This window comes from Empedobacter brevis NBRC 14943 = ATCC 43319, assembly GCF_000382425.1.
Lineage (GTDB): Bacteria > Bacteroidota > Bacteroidia > Flavobacteriales > Weeksellaceae > Empedobacter > Empedobacter brevis.
The window spans coordinates 139,672-164,617 of sequence record NZ_KB908299.1 but is presented as its reverse complement, the minus strand read 5'-3'; the positions used below and the strand labels follow the sequence as shown (position 1 = coordinate 164,617).

At 29.8% G+C, this 24,946-nt stretch carries 16 protein-coding genes and 1 pseudogene; 5 read left to right on the top strand and 12 right to left on the bottom strand.

Going from position 1 to position 24,946, the window contains the following annotated elements:
• Positions 1 to 94: 94 nt before the first annotated feature.
• From cas2 to H277_RS19155, 5 genes and pseudogenes are all read right to left on the bottom strand, one after another.
• Positions 95 to 433: a CRISPR-associated endonuclease Cas2 gene (gene cas2 / locus H277_RS0113890; RefSeq protein ID WP_019976220.1), complete on the bottom strand. Its 339-nt coding sequence runs from the start codon at positions 431 to 433 to the stop codon at positions 95 to 97.
• A pseudogene (gene cas1 / locus H277_RS19490) lies at positions 430 to 1,320 on the bottom strand (type II CRISPR-associated endonuclease Cas1). Before cas1 ends, cas2 begins: the two are co-directional and overlap by 4 nt.
• Before the next feature lies 1 nt (position 1,321).
• Positions 1,322 to 5,431, bottom strand: a complete 4,110-nt coding sequence (gene cas9 / locus H277_RS0113880) for a type II CRISPR RNA-guided endonuclease Cas9 (RefSeq protein ID WP_019976217.1) — start codon at positions 5,429 to 5,431, stop codon at positions 1,322 to 1,324.
• 436 nt (positions 5,432 to 5,867) lie between these two features.
• A complete protein-coding gene (locus tag H277_RS0113875) occupies positions 5,868 to 7,025 on the bottom strand; it encodes a YaaC family protein (RefSeq protein WP_019976216.1) in 1,158 nt (385 codons plus the stop codon).
• Positions 7,026 to 7,407: 382 nt separating this feature from the next.
• On the bottom strand, positions 7,408 to 7,686 hold the full coding sequence (locus H277_RS19155; protein WP_019976215.1) for a helix-turn-helix domain-containing protein: 279 nt from the start codon (positions 7,684 to 7,686) through the stop codon (positions 7,408 to 7,410).
• A 1,333-nt stretch (positions 7,687 to 9,019) separates the two neighbouring features.
• Here H277_RS19155 and H277_RS0113865 point away from each other — a divergent pair.
• From H277_RS0113865 to H277_RS0113855, 3 genes are all read left to right on the top strand, one after another.
• Positions 9,020 to 12,010, top strand: coding sequence for a SusC/RagA family TonB-linked outer membrane protein (locus tag H277_RS0113865; RefSeq protein WP_026357614.1), 2,991 nt, complete (start codon positions 9,020 to 9,022; stop codon positions 12,008 to 12,010).
• 10 nt (positions 12,011 to 12,020) lie between these two features.
• Entirely contained in the window at positions 12,021 to 13,409 is a 1,389-nt protein-coding gene (locus H277_RS0113860) for a RagB/SusD family nutrient uptake outer membrane protein (protein WP_019976213.1), read from the top strand.
• 63 nt (positions 13,410 to 13,472) lie between these two features.
• Positions 13,473 to 15,998: a prolyl oligopeptidase family serine peptidase gene (locus H277_RS0113855; protein ID WP_019976212.1), complete on the top strand. Its 2,526-nt coding sequence runs from the start codon at positions 13,473 to 13,475 to the stop codon at positions 15,996 to 15,998.
• Positions 15,999 to 16,048: 50 nt separating this feature from the next.
• Here H277_RS0113855 and H277_RS0113850 read toward each other — a convergent pair whose 3' ends face one another.
• From H277_RS0113850 to H277_RS0113840, 3 genes are all read right to left on the bottom strand, one after another.
• Positions 16,049 to 16,336: a DUF6520 family protein gene (locus tag H277_RS0113850; protein WP_019976211.1), complete on the bottom strand. Its 288-nt coding sequence runs from the start codon at positions 16,334 to 16,336 to the stop codon at positions 16,049 to 16,051.
• A gap of 72 nt (positions 16,337 to 16,408) precedes the next feature.
• The gene (locus tag H277_RS19150) at positions 16,409 to 17,854 is read right to left on the bottom strand and encodes a DoxX family protein (protein WP_146810802.1); all 1,446 of its coding nucleotides are present in this window, start codon (positions 17,852 to 17,854) and stop codon (positions 16,409 to 16,411) included.
• Positions 17,855 to 17,881: 27 nt separating this feature from the next.
• On the bottom strand, positions 17,882 to 18,115 hold the full coding sequence (locus H277_RS0113840; RefSeq protein WP_019976209.1) for a hypothetical protein: 234 nt from the start codon (positions 18,113 to 18,115) through the stop codon (positions 17,882 to 17,884).
• 354 nt (positions 18,116 to 18,469) lie between these two features.
• Between H277_RS0113840 and H277_RS0113835 the strand changes: the two genes are divergently transcribed.
• Entirely contained in the window at positions 18,470 to 20,089 is a 1,620-nt protein-coding gene (locus H277_RS0113835) for a helix-turn-helix domain-containing protein (RefSeq protein WP_019976208.1), read from the top strand.
• A 45-nt stretch (positions 20,090 to 20,134) separates the two neighbouring features.
• Here the strand turns inward: H277_RS0113835 and H277_RS19145 are convergent, their stop codons facing one another.
• The 4 genes from H277_RS19145 to H277_RS0113815 form a co-directional block, all read right to left on the bottom strand.
• Positions 20,135 to 21,511: a DNA topoisomerase gene (locus H277_RS19145; RefSeq protein ID WP_019976207.1), complete on the bottom strand. Its 1,377-nt coding sequence runs from the start codon at positions 21,509 to 21,511 to the stop codon at positions 20,135 to 20,137.
• A 16-nt stretch (positions 21,512 to 21,527) separates the two neighbouring features.
• Positions 21,528 to 22,961 carry a DUF3945 domain-containing protein gene (locus H277_RS0113825; RefSeq protein WP_019976206.1) on the bottom strand — a complete coding sequence of 478 codons (1,434 nt, stop codon included), beginning with the start codon at positions 22,959 to 22,961 and terminating at the stop codon, positions 21,528 to 21,530.
• Between the two features lie 84 nt (positions 22,962 to 23,045).
• The gene (locus H277_RS0113820; RefSeq protein WP_019976205.1) at positions 23,046 to 23,351 is read right to left on the bottom strand and encodes a helix-turn-helix domain-containing protein; all 306 of its coding nucleotides are present in this window, start codon (positions 23,349 to 23,351) and stop codon (positions 23,046 to 23,048) included.
• Between the two features lie 203 nt (positions 23,352 to 23,554).
• Entirely contained in the window at positions 23,555 to 24,406 is an 852-nt protein-coding gene (locus H277_RS0113815; RefSeq protein WP_019976204.1) for an RteC domain-containing protein, read from the bottom strand.
• Positions 24,407 to 24,634: 228 nt separating this feature from the next.
• On the opposite strand from H277_RS0113815, the gene H277_RS20045 reads away from it, so the two are divergent.
• Complete coding sequence (locus H277_RS20045) at positions 24,635 to 24,919, top strand: SOS response-associated peptidase family protein (RefSeq protein WP_081623232.1); 285 nt, start codon at positions 24,635 to 24,637, stop codon at positions 24,917 to 24,919.
• The last annotated feature ends 27 nt before the right edge of the window (positions 24,920 to 24,946 follow it).

The window sequence follows — 24,946 nt, the reverse complement described above, 5'->3', positions numbered from 1 at the left end:
AACCATTATTATAAAGGGTTTGAGAAGAAATTTAGAAATGAAAAAAAAAGTAAAATCCGATAGAAGTTGAGTTTTCTATCGGATTTTTTTATTCCTAAAATAATTCTAATTGTTGTGGACCTGTTGGTAAATCGGTTTCTTTTTTGGAGAAAAATATTTCCATTTGTCCAAATTGTTTATCTGTAATACAAATAATTCCTACTTTCCCAAATTCAGGTAATTTAGATTTGGTTCGTTTTATATGTACCTCAGCATTTTCTCTACTTGGACAATGTCTCAAATAAATCGAAAACTGAAACATAGTAAATCCATCGTCAATCAACTCTTTTCTAAAGCGAGTTGCCTGACTTCTTTGCTTTTTTGTTTCTGTTGGCAAATCAAACAAAACTAAAACCCACATAATACGATAAGCATTATAACGACTAAAACTCATGTCATTTCAGGAAAACGAATCACACGCTGCTCCCCTGTCATACACTTATACAAAGAACTTGTTGTAGAGCTTATCGCTACCAACAAAGGTCTTTTCAAACCATCTATTTTCACATCTTTTGTTGCTATTTGTAATAAATGTGCTTTAGCATCTTTACTCATTTCAGTCGGTCGAAAAGGCTTATTCATCCATTCTAATACCAATTCATCAACATAAGGTCAATATGGTTCCATTATATCATCAGCCAAGCAATACGGATTGTATTTATTACGATGAAAAATACCAATGGTAGGATTTAATCCAGAACTCACTAAAGCTCTTGCAACCATACTTCGAAGAATAGCATATCCAAAATTCAGAAAATTATTAGGAGCATCACCATCTCGTTCTCTCGTAAAATTGTCAAATAATTGTTTCCAATAATATTGCGCAGCAATTCCTTCCATATTCGTGGAATCTCCAGATTTTACATTCGTTAAATAATTCTGCATAGGCTCCTCTACAAAACCAAACTTACTCAACAATGCTTTCTGTTGATAAATTTTAGCTTCTATTGTTTGTTTCCACAACTGTTTGCGCAATGGTTCCGAAACATTAATCTGATGTTTCAATCGCTCACTATGCTCTACATGTCCATTCATTGGCAACATCAAGCCCAAAGGCATATGACTATCGTCGCAACTAATAATTGCCACATTATTTTGTTGTAATGTCACTATAAGTTGATGACTAATGGTTATTTGATAATGATCCAATACCAAAAAACCCAAATCTTCAATAGGTACAGAGCCTTTGATTTCTTTGGTTATCACATCTTCTATTTTTAATTGATTGTCTTTCAATTTCAAATAAGATGGATTGCCAATGTAAATGGTACGTTTTAGCATATTATTTAAATTTTAATGAGCCATCCATTTTCATTTCAAAATCAACTCCGTCAATTGCAAAATTCCATTCACCTTGTCTAATTCTTAAAAAGATACTTGGATTCTCAAAGTTAAAAGATGCCCCTTCCTTATTTTCTTTCTTTAAATCAGTGTCTATTCCTGCTGCCATATGATTTCTAAACTTCATACGACCATCACTTTCAAATTGATATACTTTATATAAACGTTTTGTTAAATCAGAATTATCTAATTCTTTTAGTTCTTCAATACTATCTTTATAAAACAATACTTTTTGCCCAGAACGTAAAACAGCATAAAGCGGTATTTCTTTTATTTTTTTTCCTTTTCCTATTGATTTTGTATTGTATTCTGGTTCTAAAAAATAAGAACGATCGTTCTTAAATTTTAATTGAGCAACATCAGAAATACTTAATATCTCCATTGCTTTTCCATCTTCGTTTTTATAAAATAAACAAAGTGCGTTTTCTCCACTTTTTGCTAATGTTGTTTTTTTATAATCGAATTTTGAAGTAAAAGCATGCGTATGCACTTTCAATGCTGTATTATATTTCATTGAACCTTTACAGCGTATTCTTCTTATTTTATTTACTTTGTTTCCTTGCTTATCAAACATCCAAACACCTTTTGTTAAAGCTTCTTTAAATCCGACAGCATCTTCCACTTGCATTTTTATCATTTCAAAAAGAGCTTTATCGACTATTACCTTTTCAACTTCTTCAAGCGTTTTAAATCCTGGAGAATCTGCATTTTGTTTATAAACTAAATCTTTTCGAATAACCAAAATTGGCTCTTCAGTAAGTTTCATTTTACCATTATCATCAAACAAAATTTTATTTTCTTCGTTTCTTAATGGTAATTTTATTGCTCCATACAAAGATTCATCATGTAATTGCCCCCTTATAGTATCTCCTTGAGCAATTCGTTTTTTATCAAGTGATTTATCTTCCCAAACGATTTTTCCTTTTTTGCGTACCACTTTATAAGTTGGAACAGTAGTTCTATTTTCAACTATATTGTTAATTAATATAACATTCTCGATTTCTTTAATATAACTTGGGGAGAAATCTTTCCAATCTTTAGGTTGTTCGTGATAAATTTTACCCGTATGATTGTCTTTTTCTTCGTTATAAAGTTTAAGAATTCTTTCGCGATCAAATGCTGATGGTATTAATGTCAAAATACTTGCATCACCAGCGTGATGACTATGAGTTGAACGATTTTTTTTATCACTTAATAATTTTACATTATATACTTCTTTAAAAACATTTACAACACTTGCTTTTTCTACTGACACTCTTTTAAATAAGGTTTTTAAATATGGCAGAGCATATTTTGTAATAATTTGAGTATCTCGCAACTGGCTATTTTTCCAGCCTGACTTATATTCTTCCAAAATAAATGTATTGTATTTGTAACTCCAATAATCTAAATCCATTTTTATGAAATGATAACGCTGAATACAATTATCCTTTATTTCCTTAGTAGATGCATACGAAGCTTTATTTTTCCATTCTTTATATAAATCTTCCAAATGCTCTATCTTTTCTTTCATAAACTGGATATTATTCAAAATATCTACATGATTATAAAGTTGTGACGGATATTGTTTCTTTTTTATATTTCTATTAAATTCCGTATCAGTTAAAGTCAAATTTCGTAACTCATTATCAAAACTTATACTTGCAGGAATAGTATGCTCTAAATCGTATTTATTTCCATCTAAAACATCACAAAGTTTAATCAATTTACCTGTGTAAAGACAAGTTTCATTTTGTTCTTCCCATAATCTTATCTTACGAAGAAGCGTTTTATCACTTGGATTAAAAGTGGTGTTGCATTCTTTATTTATTTCAATAATAGTTTCACTGAACTTTAGATTTTCTTTTTCTCGCTCGTTATTCCATTTTTCAATAGCTTTTCTTCTATTGGCATCGTTAAGTTCTCTTGCTATCTCAATCACAATTCGAGTGTCCTCATCTATTTTACCTTCTTGCAAAAGGAAATTGATAAGCTGCTTCATTTTGTGCATTGTTTTTAGAGCCATTGGGTTTTTTAATCCTTTGGTAACAGGTTCTGGACTACCTAATAACTTTAAACTTCTTCCTTGAAATTCAGCATCTTTATTATTTTTAATAAAATTCTCTCTATCAATTTGTTTAATATAAACAGGTTTACCATTTAGCGTAAAATAATCATATTCTTCGGCTTGGGTATAATTTTCTTGTTCTGATGGATGCCATAAAAATTTCTTCTTATCCTCTGGTATGTCATATTTTTCAGCAATTACATTGAAAATTTGATCATGAATTCTCTCATTCTCCATGAATAAATTAGTCTTTGACAGGACTGATTTTCTCAAAAACTCTTTGTAATATTTGGCTACATAATCATAAGATGCTGTTTTTTCATCATCAGATAATAAAAGCCAAGTTTTCTCTCCAAATATTTCAATTAGTTTAGCATTAATATTTTTCTTTTCAGAATCGTCTAAATCTCTGTCATTTTCAATTGAATAACGATATTTACTGTTTAACTCATCTAAAACCAAACTATTGACAACTGTATTTAACAATCTTGTTTGTTCGTTACTTTTTTCAACTTCTCTAAATTCCTCAATGAAATAATCGATCATCGTATCAGAAATAGTTTCCATTCCCAAAACTTTATAAAGATTTGCCAAGAAAACGGCATAATGATAAGGAATACCTTTTCGCAAAAAAGGAAGTATTTTCTTAATTGCAGACAAACTCATTGTTGCATAACCTTGATTTAGTTTGATTTTAGAAAACTTCTCAGCTTTCTCATCATCAAGATTTAATTTGTTCAAAGCAAAATCTTTTAAATTTTCTTGGCTATCAAAAGTTTTAAGAACGTGCCAAATTTCATCATAATTAAAAGATGAATTCTGTTTTTTAGATGGCTGACTATCTCTTTCATTAATATTATCCCAATGCAAAAGCTCTTTCCAATTATCTCCAAAAATATCTTGAAACGACTTTAATAGCTTAGCAGAAATTACTTTTGTTTTTTCTTTAAACTTTGAATCTATTTTACCGCCGTCTTTTTTAAGTTGATTAAGAATAGTTTTTAGTTCAAAATCATTTGATGACTTAAAAAATAAAGGATAAATTTTTTCTTGAATATAAGTCTGTTTATCAACTCCAATAGGAGGAATAATTTTTAAATTATTGATAAAAGTCCATGTTCTATACTCCTCGTACAATGGATGGCTTACCTGTACACGTTTTTTGTTTTTTTCATAAATACAATAACCAACTAAGCCTTTTTGCGTACGAAGAGGTCGTTGCCATATAATGGCTTTCCATAGTTTTTGATAATCCTCATCATTAATATCATATAGCTGACATAAAAGCTTTAATTCTGCTTCATAATCCTTTCTAAGATTGTATCGTTGTCTAATTCTTTCACCTGTTTCTTTTTGATAATAATATAAAGCAGCTCCTAACGTTTTATGATTTTCGATAAATTCGGCAATATCATCTCTTCCTTTAGTACCATTTTTATCACTACCTTGCAACATCGTCTTTGCTTCTTCTTCATCTCTTCCTTTAAAACCACGTCTTTGTACAAGTTGATAGAAAATTCTTCCAAGTAAATATGGATTAGTTTTATAAACAGAATGAAAATTAGGATCAACAGCTAAAGCTCTAAAAGCAAATAAACTATCATGTTTATTTTTTCCTATCAAATGAAAATCAGGTTTCCCATCACCGTCAAAATCAAATCGTAACCAATTTAAAAATAAATCATTTTGTGGATATTTACGTTTTGTTCCCTTTTTATAATTTTTCCATTTATTAAGCTCTTCATGTGAAAGTGGGCACATATTATTTTCAATTAAAAAATATAATAAATCCCATTTCCTATACTTTTCAGCTCGATAATTATTTCTTTTTCCTCTACTCTCTGTTCTTTTTTTAACTTTAGGAAATTCATTTCCTTTTTCAGAAGCAACTCCTTTTTCAAAAGTAAGAACCCCAAAATCTATGATTTGATTATTTATAAATTCTGTATCTCTAATGGACCAGCCAAGGCTATTCGTACCAGCGTCAATTCCTAATATTCTCATAGTAATTTATATTTCTTGGTTTTTGATATCTCAAAATTTTTTATTTTATTCTTAATTATATTGTAATTTAATAAAAATCCTTATATTTGACTTTGAAATCAATTCACAATAAGGCTTTAAGCCGAAGTAAAAACTTATATCCTGCGTACTCCGTGGGATTTTTATTTAACTCCTAATTACATCAAATATAAATAGTAAAGTATAAGATTAATTACGGAAAACCGTAAATTGATTTAAATTTTTTATCTTAATTATTTATAATGAAAGATATTTTTAGAAAATTTTCGCCTCGACTATCTTCGGGGCTTTTTTTATTTTTCTTATTTTGTAAACACAAAAAAACCTCTCTAAAAATGCTTTTAAAGAGGTTATTATTTATACTATTGTATCTTTGTGTCTAAAATAGGAGTTGTGCAACAATTACCTACCTACTGTATTATTCTCTAAATCCTGTTGCTCTAAAATCATTCCCTGTAATTTCGCTTGAAATTTCGTCAATGAATTGTAAAGGAGACTTATTTATGAATTCTGTTAATAACCAACTATGATTTTTTTCTAGATGTTTTAATAATGACTGTGGTTCATATCTAGCCATTTCACTTAATCTGTGCATAGTTGCAAAAATTAACACAAGATTACTTCTATCTATTATGTGTGTTGAAAGATTTGTTCTCTTTATATACCATAAATTATTAGGACCATATATCGTTCGTAATTGTTTTCTTATTTTAAAATGGTATTTATTTAATGCTATTAGGCTATCATCTGTTGGTTTATTTCTAAAGCAATCCCATTTAAAAGTTTTATTACGACGAATTACATAGTTTGTCTTATTTTCATAGTTCTTGTCTAAACCAAAACCAATAAGATTATTATTTGTCCTATTATTTGAATGTTCACATTCAAGTTGAGCTTCAAACCATCCAACTTTTCTATACTTATCAAAAACATATCTAGGGTTAATAATCGGTACAAAAAGCTCAGGATATGAGGGGCTTGGGAATGTTAATTGAAAAGCTCGATGTATAAAAGAAAGATTGTAAAAAATATCTTTTAAAGAATGGGCAGGTTCATTATTTTTGATTGGTTCACCTAAGTAAGCACATAGCCCAGAAAGTACTCCTTTCGCTTTTATGGTTAGTGTTTCATTTTGTAAAACATATTGGCCATCTTTACGTTTACCCGTTACACCGTGTTTTAAATTGAAATTTTGGCCTTTAAATCTTAATAAAGCTTTAGTTGCGTTTAAAAAGCAATAATATATTGTCAATGGAGATGATACTATTGATAAAGATTTTGAAGCTTCATAAAAGTTTTTAGCTTGTTCCCAATAAAATAATGCCTCTTCCGATTCTCTAGTTTTAAATTGTTTCAAATAAATTTCAACATAATTCCAAGTTGAATCAGTTAAAATCGTTTTAGATGTAAAATTTGGATTATGATGACACTTTTTTAAAACTATTTCATTTTTGCTAATTTGTAAGATTGGTCTTTCAATTCTTACTTTTAATTTTTCATTAAGTAGTTTTATTTTATCCTCAGACTTTTTTAATCGTTCTTTAATTTTATCTACTTGATTATTTTTTGTTGGCATTTTGCTTTTTTAGATTTAATATTGCAGGTAACATTGTTATTTACGAAACTACTATAGCTTTAGTTTCGTAAACAACAAATATATAAAACAATCTAATCTATATCCATTGTTGTGTAAAATACTATAGAATAACAAAAGGTTCTATATGAACCCCTTTCCTTATATTTATCTGAAGTATTTATTTATATAAAAAAACTCTGGAGTTAATCAAACCTTATAAATTAACTCCAGAGTACTATTACTAACTTTAACCATGCCTACTGGTTAATCTTACTAATTTAGGTATTTGATTTTAAACAAAACGTTTTTAATTACTTAATGTCTTATATTTTTTTAAACTAAAAATCAAGATTATTCTCTTTAATATGTAATGGTGATTAAATTATTTTTTTAAAGATTTTATTTCAGTTATTATAGATTGTTCTTCTAATTTGTTTAGTTTAACAAATAAATTATTTATATCAATCTCAAAATAATTACAAATTTTTACAAGAGTTTCAAGTGTAGGATTACTCTCAGCTCTTTCTATCCTACCTACTTGATTAGCAGATAAATCTATTTTAAGACCTAATTCAAATTGAGATAACCCTGCCTTTAATCTATTTAGTAAGACAATTCTACCCACTTGTATTTTTAAATACTCAACATTATTTTTAGCCATTAAGTAAAATTTGTAAAGTATTTTAAATTATTTCAACACATATATGTGTTGTGTTGATTTTTTTTATTATATTTGTTATCAGATAGATAAAAAATTAAAGTAGAAATACTTTTTTCTTGCATTAGAAAACTGCCAATTTTTTGAAACCACAAGAAAATAAGTAAATTTGCTCACGACCTAGGCGTGGGCTCTCTTATTGTGGTTATGGTATGGCAGTACCTCTAATGCTTTAAGATGAGTTCCATGCCTTTTTGTTTTGGTCGTTTCTTCCATTACAAATAGCACAGAACTTCATACAATAAATACACTTGGTTTTATTCCTCTACAAATCAAGTAAAATACAACTCTTTATAAATATGTATTTCTATAATAGAAATACACAGATGGTTATTCAATTCTTGTGGAATTGAAAAGTGATAGAAAGATATTTTGGAATATCATATTGGATGAGGTTCTGAAACGAGTTCAGAAAGACAGAAAAGAAAAGACATATAACATAAACAAATACTCACACAGTTATCCCCCGAAGACACCCCTAAGAAGAAAGTAAATGATCTTCATAAAGTGATTAGTGTTAATTTTTATTTCATTTATTAATGTAATTTTTAAAACTGTCGGAGGGGGATTTTTGCAGAAAAAAAACACCCCTACAGTCCCCTCAAGGGGACAATTCCCCTCTCGAGAGGGGTTGGGGAGTGTTACTGAAAAAAGCTTAGAATGACAGAAAAGATTTTTTACCACATAGGTACATAGAACTGGGTGGAGAAAATAAAGAGCAATAGAGAAGATAAATCTATTAAACAGAGTAAGAAGATTGCTATGGTTCAGTTTACTGAACTATAGAATCTCTAAAAAAAGTGACAAATAGATTCTTCGATAGGCTCAGAATGACAAAATCCGTTATAAAAAGTGGATCTGAATTAGAAAAAGGATGAAGAAAATGTCATATGATTTGGAGGCGAGTGTCAAAAAGTTGAAAGTCATGATTAAAATGTTTTACTGTTTGCGGAGCAAATGATTTAAAACATTGAATGTCTGAAACTTATTTTGACTGTCGAAAATCAAAGACTTGATGTTTTGTAACTTTTGCATTAAGGTAAAAGTTAGAAGAAAAAAATGAAAATAAAGAAAAGACATTTCGATACTATTTTCTTTTTCTATGAAACGAAAATCACTCAATGTGACAGTAAGTAAGAAAAATACGTAAAACGTTAAGCGTAGAACGTCAAACATAACAAAAAACCCCTTTCCCAAAAACAAAGTTGGCGCGATGTACTGGAAAAGGAGTGGCTTTTAAAACTAATGTTGAATTTTAAAAAACTTATGTAAAATTATGAAAATATTTTACTTTAAACTAAATAGGCATACAATAAGTGTGCTATTGGGATTGGTTTGTGCTACACCCCTATTTGCACAAACAGGAAAAACCGTGACTGGAAAGGTGAAAGATCATAACCATTTGCTCTCTGGTGTGGTAGTAACAGAAGAAGGTACACAGAATAGTGTGCGAACTGATGCGAATGGATACTATTCGTTGACCTTACAAAATGATGATGCTAAACTAATTTTCGAGCAATTGGATTTCCCTATTCGTGAAGAAGAGGTACTGAATAGAAGTGTGATCAATGTAAGTTTCGCAAAAGAAGATGACGAAATTCAGCTAAAAGATGTGGTGATAAATGCAGGGTACTATGCTGTAAAAGATAAAGAACGTACGGGTTCTATAGCACGTGTAACGGCTAAGGAAATAGAGAATCAGCCCGTGAATTCTGTTTTAGATGCTTTGCAAGGTCGTGTTCCCGGTTTAGAGATTACACCAACTTCTGGAACTCCTGGAGGTGGCTATACCATTCGGATAAGAGGCCAAAATAGTATTGCTGCGGGGAATAATCCTCTATTTATAGTAGATGGTGTTCCATTTGATACCAATTCGATGGGAGATACTTCAACCTCAGCACAAATCTTTTATGGGTCAACTATAAATCCTTTAAATTATATCGATCCACAATCTATCGAATCTATCGAAGTTTTGAAAGATGCTGATGCTACTGCTATTTATGGATCACGGGGAGCCAATGGAGTACTATTGATTACTACAAAGAAAGGAAAAGCGACTAAAACAAGTATTTCTATAGATGCTTCTACCACTGTTATTAACCCTACTAAGTTTCCTAAACTACTTAATACAGAACAATATCTAGAAATAAGGAAAAAAGCCTTTGCAAACGATGGTGTAACGACGTATCCTACGACAGCCTACGACATAAATGGAACATGGGATCAGACCAGATATACGGATTGGCAAAAACTACTTATTGGGAATACAGCTTTCAATCACAACATTCGTACGTCTATAAATGGTGGAAATGAGCAAACTAATTTTATGATAGGTGCCAATGTAATGAAAGAGTCTTCTGTTTTCTATGGTAATTATGCGTACAATAAATTCAGCTTTTTTTCGACACTAAACCATAAAACAGCGAATAACAAACTAAAATTGCAATGGACAACTAATTATGGACAGGATAATAACTATTTACCTGTACAAGATTTGACAAGAATTGCAAGAACACTTGTTCCAAATGCTCCGCGGTTGTTTAATGAAGATGGTAGCTTAAATTGGGAAAACAATACTTGGACCAATCCACTTGCGGCACTGAATGCTAGTTACCGCAATAATACACGTAATCTAAATACAAATCTAAATACAAATTATCTGTTGATGGACAATATTGTTTTACGATCTAATGTAGGATACAATCGATCAGATTTAGATGATATACAACTTAATCCACATACCATTCGCAATCCTTCTTTTGGTGCTACAAGTCAACAATCTAACATGACTAAAAATTCTGGGCAACATGAAGGGTGGTTAATAGAACCCCAATTGGATGCTAATTTTAATTTAACTGCTTCGAGTAAACTAAGTGTATTAATTGGTGGGACTTTGAATAGCCAAACAACAACTAAGTTGGTGATTATGGCAAGTGGTTTTACAGACAACCAGTTAATGAATGTATTAAGCGCTGCTAAAAATGTGACGATATACAAAGATACTGAAGAGCAATATAAATATGCTGCTCTGTATGGAAGAGTAAATTATAATCTGCACGAAAAATACTTTTTCAACTTAACAGGACGAAGAGATGGATCAAGCCGATTTGGTCCTAATCATCGGTTTGCAAATTTTGGTGCAGTTGGTGCCGCTTGGCTTTTTTCGAAAGAAAGTTTTCTACGTGAAGTATCATGGTTAAGTTTTGGGAAATTACGAGGAAGCTACGGGGTAACAGGAAATGATCAGATTGGAGATTATCAATACCTAAACACCTATAACATCAGTCAAAATGGATATGATGGGAATATACTATTGACAACAGCACGTTTGTATAATCATGATTTTTCGTGGGAGAAAAATAAAAAGTTGGAATTTGCCTTAGAAACAGCATTCCTAAAAAATAGAATTAACCTAACGCTGAATTATTATCAAAACCGATCAAATAACCAATTGGTTGGCTATAGTTTACCCGCTATAACAGGTTTTACCTCTATACAAGCAAATTTGAATGCTGTAGTAGAAAATAAAGGTTGGGAAATGGATTTGCAAGTTGTTCCTATAAAATCTGCTAAATTCAACTGGTCAACTTCTTTTAATCTTACTATACCTAAAAATAGATTGGTGGCATTTGATGGTTTAGAAAACACCTCCTATGCAAATATGTATGTGATTGGAAAATCATTGAACAGCAAGAAAATGTATCATCTGCAAGGGATAAATCCAACAACTGGTTTGTATGAGTTTACAGATTATAATGATGATGGAAAGATAACCGCAATAGAAGATAAACAACAAGTTGTATCATTAGATCCTTCTTTTTATGGTGGATTCTCCAATTCTGTTTCCTATGAAAACTTTAATATCGAGCTCTTTTTTCAATTTGTCAAGAAAAAAGGATTTAATGAATTCTATGGGACTACTATGCCGGGTACAATGAATAATCAGCCTGCTTCTGTATTAAATCTGTTTCCAAATGGGGTAATTCAGAATTATTCAAGTGGCTCTAATTCCGCAGCGACAGTTGCTTATTCTAACTTTAATAACAGTGATGCAATGGTAACCGATACGTCTTTTATTCGATTGAAAAACGTGTCATTGTCTTATAAACTTCCTCTAAGTAAAAATCAGTCCAATCAATATGTGATTTATGCTCAAGGTCAAAACCTATGGACATGGAGTAAGTATAAATACGGTGATCCAGAACAAACAACTGGTTTTCTTCCTCCTTTGAGAAGAATTTCGATAGGGTTTAAAGCTAATTTTTAATCACACAATTATGAAAAAATATCAAAACATAGTAAGCTATTCTTTATTCGTTTTCCTAATAGGAAATACGATAATAAGTTGTGAGAATTTTGTGGAATTGGATTCTCCAAAAGGACAAATGAATCAAACAGATGTATTTGAAAATAACCAAACAGCACAAGCCGCCGTTACCACTTTATATGCATTATTACGTGATAACAGCTTAATTGCTGGGAATTTATCTAGTGCTGGTTTTTACATGGGAATTTATTCAGACGAATTAGACAACTATACTACTGCTAACAGCGTGACGGATTTATTTTACAAACATCAAATTATCCCTACAAATAGTGGTGTGAAAGAGCTTTGGACAAGTTCCTATAAAGTAATATACGAATGCAATGCGGTAATAGAAGGAGTAGAAAAATCAAAAGGATTGACCAATGAGCAAAAGAAACAATACAAAGCTGAGGCACTATTTATCCGCTCGTTAACTTATTTCTATTTAACCAATTTATTTGGAGATATTCCATTTACTACGACAACAGATTATACGATTAATCAGAAGAGTTCAAAAACAAGTCATCAAAATATACTTCTTAAAATTGAGGAAGATCTTATTGAATCTAAACAACAATTAGGTGAGCTTACATCGGTTACAAGTAACCTTAGGGCGAACAAATATATCATTACCGCATTATTAGCACGTCTATACATCTACCAAGAGAAATGGGAAAAAGCTGAAAGCGAATCTACTGAATTGATCAATTCAGGTAAATATCAATTAGAGAATGATTTGAATAAAGAGTTTTTGAAAGAAAGTCGTTCTATATTATTTCAACTAAAAGCCAAAGTAGAAGGTGGAAATTCTAATGAAGGTGGTATTTATATTTTTGAGGCTGGCCCTCCACCTAATGCTTCTTTATCCCCTCACCTATTTGAATCTTTTGAGCCAACTGATTTGAGAAAACAACAGTGGACAAAACAAATTACTACTAATGGGAAAAATTGGGTAATGCCCTTCAAATACAAAGAGAAGTATGTGACAACAACAAGTAAAGAATATACCATTGTTTTTAGACTTGCTGAACAGGTTTTAATTCGAGCTGAAGCACGATTGAGATTAGGCAACTTGAATGGAGCAAAAGGGGATATAAATAGTATTCGAAATAGAGCTGGATTAACACCTATCACAACTTCATCTTCTCAAGATATTTTTGAAGCTATTGTAACGGAACGTCAACATGAATTGTTTACAGAGCATGGCCATCGTTGGTTTGATTTGAAACGATGGAAATTGGCAGATCAAGTCTTAAGTCCCATAAAAACAAATTGGAAAGCAACTGACGTATTATTACCAATTCCAGAAGCCGAACTCTTAATTAATCCAAATCTATTACCACAAAACCAAGGCTATTAAGAAGTTGTTCTACAAATACAACATCATAAAAAGGCATTTATACAAATATCAGAATTAGTACCAATGGAAAAAATAAGTAAAATAATATTCCTCATCCTATTGGGATTTGTTCTCTCGACCTACAACGTCTTTAGTCAAGAGATAAATAAGAAAAAATATACACATGATTTAGACAGTATATGGTCTACTAATACTACAATTAATAACATTAGCACTAACGGGAATTGGATTGAAACCTCTGAATCATTTTTAGGTAAAAATATCATTCGATTAATTCATTCTTCTACTTATAAAACTATAGAAAGAAAAAATACAAAAAAGAGTTTATTTTCTAATAACGAACATTTTGCAATCCTTTTAAGTGAAAGCAAACTTGAAATAATCGATTTAAGAAATTCGAAAAGCTTTCTTGTTTTGAATAAACCAATTAGAAAAGTAGAATTTGATTCGACCAATCAACAGCTTGCTTATTTATCAGCTGATGATGTTTTGACGTTATTCGATACCAGATCAGAAAAATTCGTTACAAAGCATAATGTTTCCAACTTTAGTTGGAGCCCTGCTTCATCTACATTGACAACTCTTTCTAAGGATGGAAAAACAGTTGGTTTTTATAGCTCAAAATTAGAGGCTATTGATCAGCTATCAAGTGATACAGGTACGTACATTTTTAATGATCGATCTCCTCTAAATAATTGGAGTAAAAATGGACAGTATTTTTCATTTCTTGAAAAAGAAAACGCAAAGAGAAAAATAGTTCGTTACGCATTTCAAACAAAAAGGGTGAATATTTTGAATCTAAAGGATTGGTTGAAAATAAATCCTTCTCATTATTTTATGGATGAATCTGTTCGTGTTTTAACGAATGGACAATTTATTGAATTTCAACTAAATGAAAAAATCACCGAAGATTCTTTAAAAGGAATTGAAAAGTGGTCTACCAACGATACGTGGATCTATCCCAAAGAACAATTAATGAAACAAAAAGATGGTTATAAACGGTTTATTTGGACTGTGAATGAATACGATTCTGTTACGGAAAGAAAAGGAAGCCAATTCGCACTTAATAGTAATATCCACTTTGCCTTGACATTTGATAGAAAACAGTATGAACCACAATATAGATATTTTGAAATTGCAGATGTTTATTTAAATGATTACCAATCAAAAAAATCATATAAAATAATTGATAGTCTATATACCAACCCTAATTTTATTTCTGTTTCACCAAATGGGGAGTACATTGCTTATTTTAAAACAAAACATTGGAATTTGTATGATGTAAAAAAGCAAACACATAAGAAGCTAACAACAGTTCTTTCTCAAGTTTTTTATGATAGAACTAAAGCAGAAACTGACAAACCGCCTTTTGATCAGCCCTATTGGTCAGAGGATGAAAAATCTATTCTACTAACGTCAACCTATGATTTGTGGCAGTTTAGTATAGATAAAAATGAAGTAAAGCAAATTACCTTTGGAGAACAAAAAGAAGAACACAATCGTTTGGCATCTATCAATTTAACGAACTCATCAAATCGTAGTATTGACATGAATAAACCACTGATTATTAAACTCCATAAAGATGATCAGTCGCATGGAATAGCGATCTTAAAAAAGGGAAAAGTGATACATTCTTTTAGAACTGATGCCGAAGTCAATCAAATTTACAGTGATAGCAACAAAAATAAATTGTATTATAGAAAAGCAAAGTACAATGAATCACCCTCTATTCATGAACTTTCCACTAATCATACAACGCGTATTATTTACCAAAGCAACTCTAAGCTAAGTGAATACGACTTAGGTTTTTCTAAAAATATAAACTATACATCTATAAATGGAAACGTGATGAATGGCTCTCTTTTATACCCTTCTCAATACGATTCAACTAAAACATATCCTATGGTTGTGTACATTTATGAAAAGAATTCGTTTAAAGTCAATGAATTTACTTTACCATCTAAAAATTCACCTATCGGATTTAATTTCATGGACTATGTATTAGATGGCTATTTTGTTTTGTTACCCGATATAGAATATGAAATTGGAAACCCAGGCAGATCTGCTTTGGTAAGTGTAGAAAATGCGGTAAAAAAAGCTGTAGAACTATCGACAATTGATCAAGAAAGAATTGGTTTAATTGGACATTCATTTGGTGGGTATGAAACAGCCTTTATTTCTACACAATCAACATTTTTCAAAACAACAGTTGTTGGTTCAGCTATAACCGATTTGATTAGTTATTACCATGATTATAATATAGACAATCAGTCAGATCAATTATGGCGATTAGAAAATTACCAATTAAGAATGGGTGATAGTTTATATAATTTAAAAGATCAATATTACAAAAACTCGCCTCTTTATCATGTCGAAAAATTACAAATACCAGTCTTAATATGGACAGGCAAAGAAGATTATAATGTAAATTGGTATCAAAGTGTGTATTTTTTTATGGGAATAAAACGATTAGGAAAAAAAGCCGAATTACTTTTATTTGATCATGAAGGACATGCCTTAAAAAATAAAACCAATCAACAATTTTTATCCACTAAAATAAAAAATTGGTTTGATACACATTTAAAATAAAAGAACGGAGCACATGATGCTCCGTTCCTATTTAAATTAAACTTAAATGCTTATTGACGATATAGTGGAATACTACACGAAGTTTCTGATACATCTCTCAATTCAAAAACATCTTTTTCAATTCCATTTTCATTCACAGTACATGGTAATCCAATTGTTGTTGAACAATCAACTTTTACGTCATCACAATGATTCGTAGCAGAATTATAAATATATCCTGTCATTAATACTTCTTCTTCATTATTTTGAGAAGTTTTACTTTCTGTGGCAAATGCAAAAGCAACAGCCATCATTCCTACCCCAATAGGTAGCGCTTTTTTTAGAAAATTTGTTTTCATTTTGTATAATTTTAATGTGGTGACTTACTCTATTGTACAGGTTTTCGGTCATCCCCTGTGTTGCGCAACGATTTATTTTCTTTTGTTATAGATATAAAGTTCATGATCTACAATTGCAAATATTTTGTTTTTGTAAATAGTGAAATTTCTTAGTTGATTTTTAGGCGAATAGTAGAGGTAAAAACTATGTGTATAGGTTTTGTTCACCAAATCATATTGATCTATGACACTTGTACCTTCTATTTTTTGTTCGAAATTACCTAGTCGGTCCGTCGATATATAGAGTTGGTTATCGTAAGTAGTTGCTAATTTGTTTACAAGTAAGGTTTGTGGACCTAATTTATATTGCTTTGTTTTTTTAAAATAGCCTACATCGATCTGAACTTTAGAAATAGTATCAATGGTGTGTCCTGTTTTCATTTCAGTTAACGCAGCATCAAATTCGAGGTACTGATTTTTGTAGTAATAGATGTAGATAAACTTTTCTAATTGGGAATTCCATAGTAATGTTCCGTCTGACTCAAATGTACCGTCAAGTTGTTTTTCTAGACTGTTATAGTTAAGCTGAAGTTGATGCTCCGATAACAATCCCAATACATTTGCCTTTACTTTGGTGCTATAAGTTGCTATCCCAAACTTCGAAGAATCTGCGACCACAAATTGATTATAATATACATCTCCTTTAGAAATGGTTTTTGCTTTCCAATCATCAATTTTACCTCGAAGTAAAATACCAACCGAACCGTCTCCTAAATAAAAATATGGTGTTTGTACTTTAGCAATCACTCTTTTATAAGGCAGCTTATATTGATCAATTTCTAGTTTTATATTCTTCATTTGATTAGCTAGATAATCATACCTTTTAAGAAATAAAGGTGTTTCTGTATTGGCTAAATAGAGATAACAACTATCAATACCTGCTATATAATAACCAGTTGATTCTAAATTGAGAGTAGTTTGTTTTTCTGCTAAATGCGGAATGTATTTACGCGTAAACGCATTGTTATACTGAGATTTCTTTTCTGATAAACCATATAAAATGGTTACACTAACAATTCCAATTAAAATAAGAAAGAATTGTTGAATAATATAGCGTTTCCATGTTTGAGAATTGTTTGCTATCCTAATGCCAATTAAAGCTAATCCTACAAAGACACCATTAAAAATCAGATGTTCCGTCCATCCCATCTTTTCTAAAACTCCACCACAAGAACAAGGTGTAAATGCCGTGAAATGTAGAATAATCACAATATAGGTGGTGAACATCACCATCATTAAAAGCGAAAGTTGTAAGGCAATTATTCGGAATCGATCAAACATCAAAAGAACCGCAGTTGTAAGTTCTATGGCAATAATACCATACGAAATAGGAATCGCATAACTGGCTAATAAGGGCGATTGTCCCAGCTGGGTTTGAAAGGTTTCAAAATCCATCAGCTTACTTACAGCCGCGTAAATAAACAACACAATAAATAGGTAGCAGATGAGTGTTTGTATAAATAGAAAATATCTTCTCATCTTGATGTGTTTTGGGTTTAAAGTATACTACTCCCCTCCTTCTTCAGTACGTTTGATATATGGATCTTTTTCCTTTGGAGGATCAGCTTCATTTACTTGTGTTTCTGAATAAATTGATATACTATCATTTGTTGAAATCGTATCTCTTCTCTGTAAAAGCGAAGTATTTATAGATTCAATTTGTTGTTCCTCTTCTTCAACACAGTTATAGAATAAACAGCTAACAACTACTATAATTAAAAAATAGATTTTTGTTTTCATATGACAAGTTTTAATGTTTGGTGTTTTAAAATTATGTCTTGTAGAAGAGAATTAATGCAAACAAGTACTACAAATACATAAATGGGATAACGGATTTATAAATTCGTTGTTTTTGTAAAATAATTAACTGAATTACAGTATTTTGAAAAATGAATTTTTATATTTTTTTAAAAAATTGAATAAAAAATATACTTTTGGGAATGACGAATTTATAAATACTTCATTTTGAGCATTTTTTTTACAAATTTTCTTTGTTTAAAAAAGCTATTATCTGTTATACTCTATTTGTTTAATTTATTAATTTGAAGTACCTTACCGATTATTCTGCTACTGTTTTCATTAAATTTTAAGCTTATGAAAACATATCTACAACTAATAATAGGATTAATATTGTTCAGTTTAAGCATAGAAAATGTTTTCGCAATTGATATTTTGAGTGCTCAAACCAATGAATATCTTGTTCAAAAAATTGATTCCTTTCAATATGATAAAAATAATCCCCAGGTATGGAAGTATATCAATGCCTATATCTTAAAAGCTAAAATTAGAAAGGATAACGAAACGTTATTTTATGGTTATAAAGAAGGTATTTTTTATTCAAATGATTATTCTAATAAGCTAAAATATGCAGATAGTACGATTGTTACTGCTCAGAAAACACAAAATAATGATTTTGTTATTCAAAGCTACCTTTCAAAGGGATTAATTCATTTTCAATTCAAAAAATTTCAACCAGCTTTAGAAAATTATTTAATTGCTGAAAGGAAATTAAATAACAAATCCTCAGAATATATCTCATATAAAGTAATTTTCAATCTTGCTTTAATTAAATTTCATTTAAAACAATTCAGTGAATCGGATGTATTGTTTCAAAAATGCACCTCCTATTTTGAGAAGAATAGTTCCGATGAAAATCATCATGCTTATTTTTTGAATTCAATTTATTACAGAACTCAAGTTCTTCAATTTCAACAAAAATATAAATTAGCAAGTCAACTTAATCGACATGGCTTGAGATTGAGTCAACAAAAAGAAAATATATATTTCATTCATTACTTTTGGATTTCTACAGCAATTGATTACTATTTCAATAAAAATTATGAAAAAGCGATCTACATATTAACTAAAGAAATTCATTATGTAAATAAACAAGAGGATTTTTATACATTAAGCAAAGCATATTTATATCTTGGAAAATCATTTGAGAAATTAAATCAATTTGAAAAATCCATTGAATATTTTGAAAAAATAGATCAACTTTTTAATCAATATGAATTTTTGGACAGTGAAGTTCGCCCTGCATATAAGGGTTTAATAGATAATTCTGCAAATAAAAATGATTTTCAAAATCAGCTTTATTATATCAATCAATTGCTTAGATTAGATAGTCTTACTCAACGAAATATCGTAAAAATAACTCCCATAATTCAAAAAGAATATGATGAAAAAGAATTATTGAAATTAAAGAAAAATGTAGAATACAAACTTCTTTTATATCCAGTTTTAAATGGAGTAATAATTTTAATAAGTTCAATTATGGCTTTTTGGATTTGTAAACGCCTTTTTAAGAAAACTTCTATAAAGAAAAAGATATCTGTTCCGCAACCAATAATAGATATTCCACCAGAAGTTGTAATGGATATTACAAGACAATTAGACGAATTTGAAGCCAATCAACTATTTCTACAACCTACTTTAACATTGGCACAATTATGCAGATCATTCAAAACTAATTCGGCTTATCTATCAAGAGTTATTAATTCACAAAAAGGAACAAATTTTTCAAATTATATCAATCAACTTAAAGTGAATTATATTCTCAACCTTCTTAATAATTCAAAGAAATATCATCAACATTCTCTTAGAGATTTGGCTGAATTAGGAGGATTTTCTTCTGCTAGGCATTTTTCGGATGCTTTTTTTCAAGTGACTTCGTTTCGTCCTTATGAATACATTAAACAATTGAAAAAATAAATTGAACACCAATAATTAGAATTATAGTAGGAATTAATATAATTGTTATTTCTTCTGTTCTATTACAAAAGAACTTTCACCCTGTTTGTTGAGTTTAATTATTGCATTAAACTTTTTACCTGATTTGAGTTGAAATCCTTTTATTAAGGTTGTAGTTCCATTATTGATTAAGTTTTCGGTATCTTTTATTGAAAGTTGCACACCGCAAATATTTCTATATTGCATCCAATTACATACTGGCTCTGTACATTTAATCATATTTTCATCGATTGCCAATTGAGCTTTTTTACATTTAGGGCAGATCAATATTGATAATAAGTTAGATTGTTCAATTTGAATAGGTAAATTATGATGATAAACTGAACCAAATAATTTTAATCCTTTTTCTGTAGGTATTAAGAATCTATTCTCTAATCTAACATAATTATTGATCACTAATTCTTCAATAACTTTTTCGTTTTGCTCATCTTTTCCTACAGCCTTCATTTCTAATAATAAACTTATGAAATCTAATAATTTTGGAGGTTTTGTTTTCTTTTCGTTTATCGAAAACTGTTTTATTTTTAGCTCATCACCCAATTTTAATGAGGGTAATTCTGGTAAAATAATTAAATCTCTAGAAAAGTTTCCCTGTATTGATCGCCAGCCACTACCTACAATTCTACAATATTCGGCCTTGAATTCATAGTGTAATATTTCCAAGTTAACTATTACAATTTCTTTTATAGATTCTTGTGATACTGCTTCTAAAAATCGAAATACAATCATATCATAAATGATTTTTTCTTTTACAGATAATGCAGATGGTATTTTATCTGTAATTAATATTCCATGCTGATCTTTTGCCTTTTCATCATTCACAACTCTTTTATTAAGGCCACCTTTCCTAAGTTCATTCGTAATCTTTTTATAGTTTTCTCTTTCATTTAAAGCATGGATGAGTTTCGGAAAAGTAGTCCAAAATTGATTGTTAATAAACGCACTCTCAGTTTGAGGATTTGTAATAAATTGGTTTTCGTAAAGTTTCTCGGTAATTCTTGATGTTTCCTCAAAAGATATATTATATTTTGAATATACTTCATCTTGTAAATCAATACGATTAAATAATAAAGGAGGTTCTTCTATACAATTACCTATCTTAATATCAACAACTTCAGCTTTTCCTATTCGTTGGATTGTTTTTAATACAGGTTTTATTTGCTTTTCATCTTCAAGTATTAATTGGCTTTTAAATTCAATAAAAGATTTGGTATGCAACAACTCCAACTCATAAATATTTTTTTCTTTACAATTAACCTGTTCCAAGTATCGTTGACAAATAAGCGTCAAAGCTGAAATGAAAACTTCTCTCCCTACTTTAACGCTATTTTCAGAGTTAATTTCATCTTTTACATTAGTTTGATTTTTCAACTCTTTTTTCATAATACATTTCTTTACATTACACTTTTCTACCCTTCGATTTGGCATTCTTAGGAAGGCTTTCAGTAGATTTTTTTGACTGTTTCTCTTTAGGCGATTGTTGTTTAGATTCCAAAGGTGTTTTAATTTGTTTTGTTGATTCATTCGTTTTTCCTTCAGAATTTACAGCAACTTGCGTTTTATGTTCTTCACTTGGTTGAGCAGCCTCTTTTAATTGATTTGGAAACATAAATTGAGTTTTTCCTAATTCTTTGTTGAAAGAAATGTAGCCTTGATAAGTCTGTCCTCTTTTATCTATTAAACCATCTATAAAGACTGTTTTTCCATCTTTAAGTTCATTATGCTGCTGTTCTGAAAGTTCTTTATTTCTAAAAATTTTAGGCGCTTCAAAATTCTTAAATTCTTCTCGATTTGATTTTATATTTTGTACCTTATTAATCTTATTATCAAATTGAAACTCTACATATCGTTTATCTGCATTAAATTGAACATTTGCTGAAAATTCTGTTCCTTTAACAGAAGTCATACCTTCTAAATACAACGATTTCCCTTCTTTTAAGGTTTGTTTTTGTTCTTTATTTAATAGAACTCCTTTTATTTCATCTGGAATTTTAATAAACTCTGTTTTCAATGCAATTAACTCATTGGTTAAACGGTCTACACTGATAATCGATGGAATATTTTCGCCTGTTTTAGTATTCGTTAAATCAACAACTCTTCCCATATTTCCTGTTTCTAACAAATTTTTCTTGTCCTCATCCGTAAATTTGTGACCAAAAAATTCATAGTTCAAATTGGGTTCTTTTCGAATTCCATGAAGTGCAGGAACAATTGTTCCATTTTCCGATTGTTGTAAAGAGAGTCGTATATCGGTACGAAGAACTGCTGAACCAAAATTGATACTGACAGGAATAAGCTGATTGGTTTTATAGCCTTTTAATAAAGGGTCTAATTGATTGATTTTTTCTAATCGTTCTTTGCTCAAACCTAAGTTATTCATCGTTTCCCAATCAATTTGTTCTGGATTGAAACGGTATTCTGTTTTTTCTGTTTCCATATTATTATTTTTTGAATGATTTTGCTGAAATGCGTTTGGTAGTATTTCATATTGAAAAACCTCTTTTTCATTTTCAGATATTGGATGATTAAAATGTTTTTGAAACTCTTTTGCTTTTTCAATTGCAACTGAATCTGGTACTTTGAAAAAAGCGAAATTGGTTGGATTCTTTAATTGATTGTAGAAGTTGGAGAAAAAATTGGAAAGAAAGTCTCCGTGTTTATTTATTTGCATAAATTTATTTTGGTTTTTCTTCGTTGGATCAACTGTTTCCATTTGACCATTTTTATCAAAACTTTTTATCGCTTGAATCTTCATCTTTTCTTTATCTAACACCAATAAGATATCTGATAATTGGGCAGTTTGTTCTGAATTTTGTGTTTGAATCTCACTCATTTTTCTATTATTTATAATTGAATTCGAAAATAAATGATTCGTAAAAAGTGTAGTAAAATTGACCTTTATTGGTCGATTTTGTCATTACTTGTCTCTTTTTCTTAAGGCTGAAGAATTAAAACTATTCCGAATAAATTGATGAACATCTGATAATTTATAATATAATTTCCCACTGATGGTATAATAAGGAAGCCGCCCATCTGAGCGATATCGCTGTAAGGAACGATTACTAATCTTCAACATTTGTAAAACGTCCTGATTATCCAATAATTCTTCGCCATCTACTGAAGTTTTATTTTTGTGAAAATCATTCATATTTTCACCCAATAAATCAAGACGATTCATTAAACGTTCCATCCACGCTAAAAATTCCATTCGGTCAATATTCATATCAAAAACTTTAAGATTAATAAATTTTGATACAAAAGTTCAATATAATAAAAGATTTGAAAGCCAAGTAATGCCAATTGGAAAGAGAGTTCTTTTTAGATAGTAGAGTAAAATATGCTGATTGATAGTAGAAAACTTTATTTAAATTGAGTTGTAAATCAATTATTAAAAGGTTTACCAATTGGCATAAATGGGTATTGAATTTACATTTCTCTATCCATATATTCCTCTAATGAGAGTTTGAGATAATCTAAGAAAATAGTGCGCGAACCGCTTCTAGATTTCATGCGGTGAAAAGAATGATGAACATCTCCCAATGGAATTTTAAAAAGTATTTGAAAGACAAGACTTAATTTTCTAATACCTATTTTACCATGAGAAATTGCTCCAGATGCGTAAAGTGCATAAATTAATTCGATAAGCGCATTTTTACTGTCTGTCCAGGATAAATCTTTTTGTGAATTTTCAGATTTTAATACTTCATTTTTAGAATCTTCATCTGGATTTATTTTGGTTATGAGGTAAGAATATAAGAGTTCGGAGGAAAGAATTCGAGCAATTTTATAATCGTAAAAGGTAGAGAATTCTGGATCAATTTCAAATACTATGCTATTGAGCCCTTCATGAAAATTAATATTTCCTCTCTTAAAATAGGTTTCATCTCGATCTTTTCTACCTGAGCGATAGTACCTATAAAAATCAGAGCTACATATATGTTCCATAAATTCGCGTTTGAGATTTACCAATTGCTTAGAAAAAAAATTGTAATACATTTTACCTTCTTGAAAAGGACAGTTTGTTTCAATTCGATAAATTTTATTGTAATAAATTAATTTACCCAGAATTTGAGGTTTAATTTTCTTGAAAAAGTATATTTCTTCTTCTTGATTGTTAAATCCTCTTTTTGATGAAGTGCTCCTTACTTCATACAATAAATTCTGTAAAAACGTAATCATTTGATATGAAGCATCAATTACATTTCCAGTTAATAAATCTACTTTTTTTTCTTCATTCTGTATTTGATCCAATACTTTGAAATAAAAACTTTGTTCCATAAAATAATACTTTAGTGTTAAGTTTACAATTTATATTATGTTTATCAGTAAACTATTATTGTTTTAATTAATACTTTTTAGTATTTTATAGAAAATATAGATTTACAATAGAATTCAAATTTTAAGAAAATCCTTATCTTTATTCCAAAGTAGATAGTATGTGTTTTCATGTTAAAGTTACTAACTCAATGGAACAAATTGAGAAGAAATCAAGATTGAAGTTCAAGCCTGAAGCCTCATTTACTCCAAATCCACATTTCAAAGGTTTTTGATCATCCCAAGTTACCAGTTATCACTCATAAACAAGATTACATTCATTTGCTGGAATCGTGTTTAGTTCCACATGGGGCAGGAAATGATTTTAATTCGAACAATACGTTAAATACTCGAATTGAAACACTTGATGAAAAACCATATTTTCGAGATGCCTTTACTAATCGTTGTTTGATATTGATAGATAGTTTTGACGAATGGCGACACGAAGGAAAATACAAAGCCAAATATTTATGTTAAATAAATAATATTGCTAATCAAACAAAT

Excerpts from the sequence above, each read along its gene's own strand:
- H277_RS19145 (WP_019976207.1), bottom strand. The coding sequence starts at position 21,511 with ATGAAAAAAGAGTTGAAAAATCAAACTAATGTAAAAGATGAAATTAAC.
- H277_RS0113855 (WP_019976212.1), top strand. The coding sequence starts at position 13,473 with ATGGAAAAAATAAGTAAAATAATATTCCTCATCCTATTGGGATTTGTT.
- H277_RS0113865 (WP_026357614.1), top strand. The coding sequence starts at position 9,020 with ATGAAAATATTTTACTTTAAACTAAATAGGCATACAATAAGTGTGCTA.
- H277_RS0113850 (WP_019976211.1), bottom strand. The coding sequence starts at position 16,336 with ATGAAAACAAATTTTCTAAAAAAAGCGCTACCTATTGGGGTAGGAATG.
- cas2 (WP_019976220.1), bottom strand. The coding sequence starts at position 433 with ATGAGTTTTAGTCGTTATAATGCTTATCGTATTATGTGGGTTTTAGTT.
- H277_RS0113820 (WP_019976205.1), bottom strand. The coding sequence starts at position 23,351 with ATGAATATTGACCGAATGGAATTTTTAGCGTGGATGGAACGTTTAATG.
- H277_RS0113815 (WP_019976204.1), bottom strand. The coding sequence starts at position 24,406 with ATGGAACAAAGTTTTTATTTCAAAGTATTGGATCAAATACAGAATGAA.
- H277_RS19150 (WP_146810802.1), bottom strand. The coding sequence starts at position 17,854 with ATGAGAAGATATTTTCTATTTATACAAACACTCATCTGCTACCTATTT.
- H277_RS0113840 (WP_019976209.1), bottom strand. The coding sequence starts at position 18,115 with ATGAAAACAAAAATCTATTTTTTAATTATAGTAGTTGTTAGCTGTTTA.
- cas9 (WP_019976217.1), bottom strand. The coding sequence starts at position 5,431 with ATGAGAATATTAGGAATTGACGCTGGTACGAATAGCCTTGGCTGGTCC.
- H277_RS0113875 (WP_019976216.1), bottom strand. The coding sequence starts at position 7,025 with ATGCCAACAAAAAATAATCAAGTAGATAAAATTAAAGAACGATTAAAA.
- H277_RS0113825 (WP_019976206.1), bottom strand. The coding sequence starts at position 22,961 with ATGAGTGAGATTCAAACACAAAATTCAGAACAAACTGCCCAATTATCA.
- H277_RS0113860 (WP_019976213.1), top strand. The coding sequence starts at position 12,021 with ATGAAAAAATATCAAAACATAGTAAGCTATTCTTTATTCGTTTTCCTA.
- H277_RS19155 (WP_019976215.1), bottom strand. The coding sequence starts at position 7,686 with ATGGCTAAAAATAATGTTGAGTATTTAAAAATACAAGTGGGTAGAATT.
- H277_RS0113835 (WP_019976208.1), top strand. The coding sequence starts at position 18,470 with ATGAAAACATATCTACAACTAATAATAGGATTAATATTGTTCAGTTTA.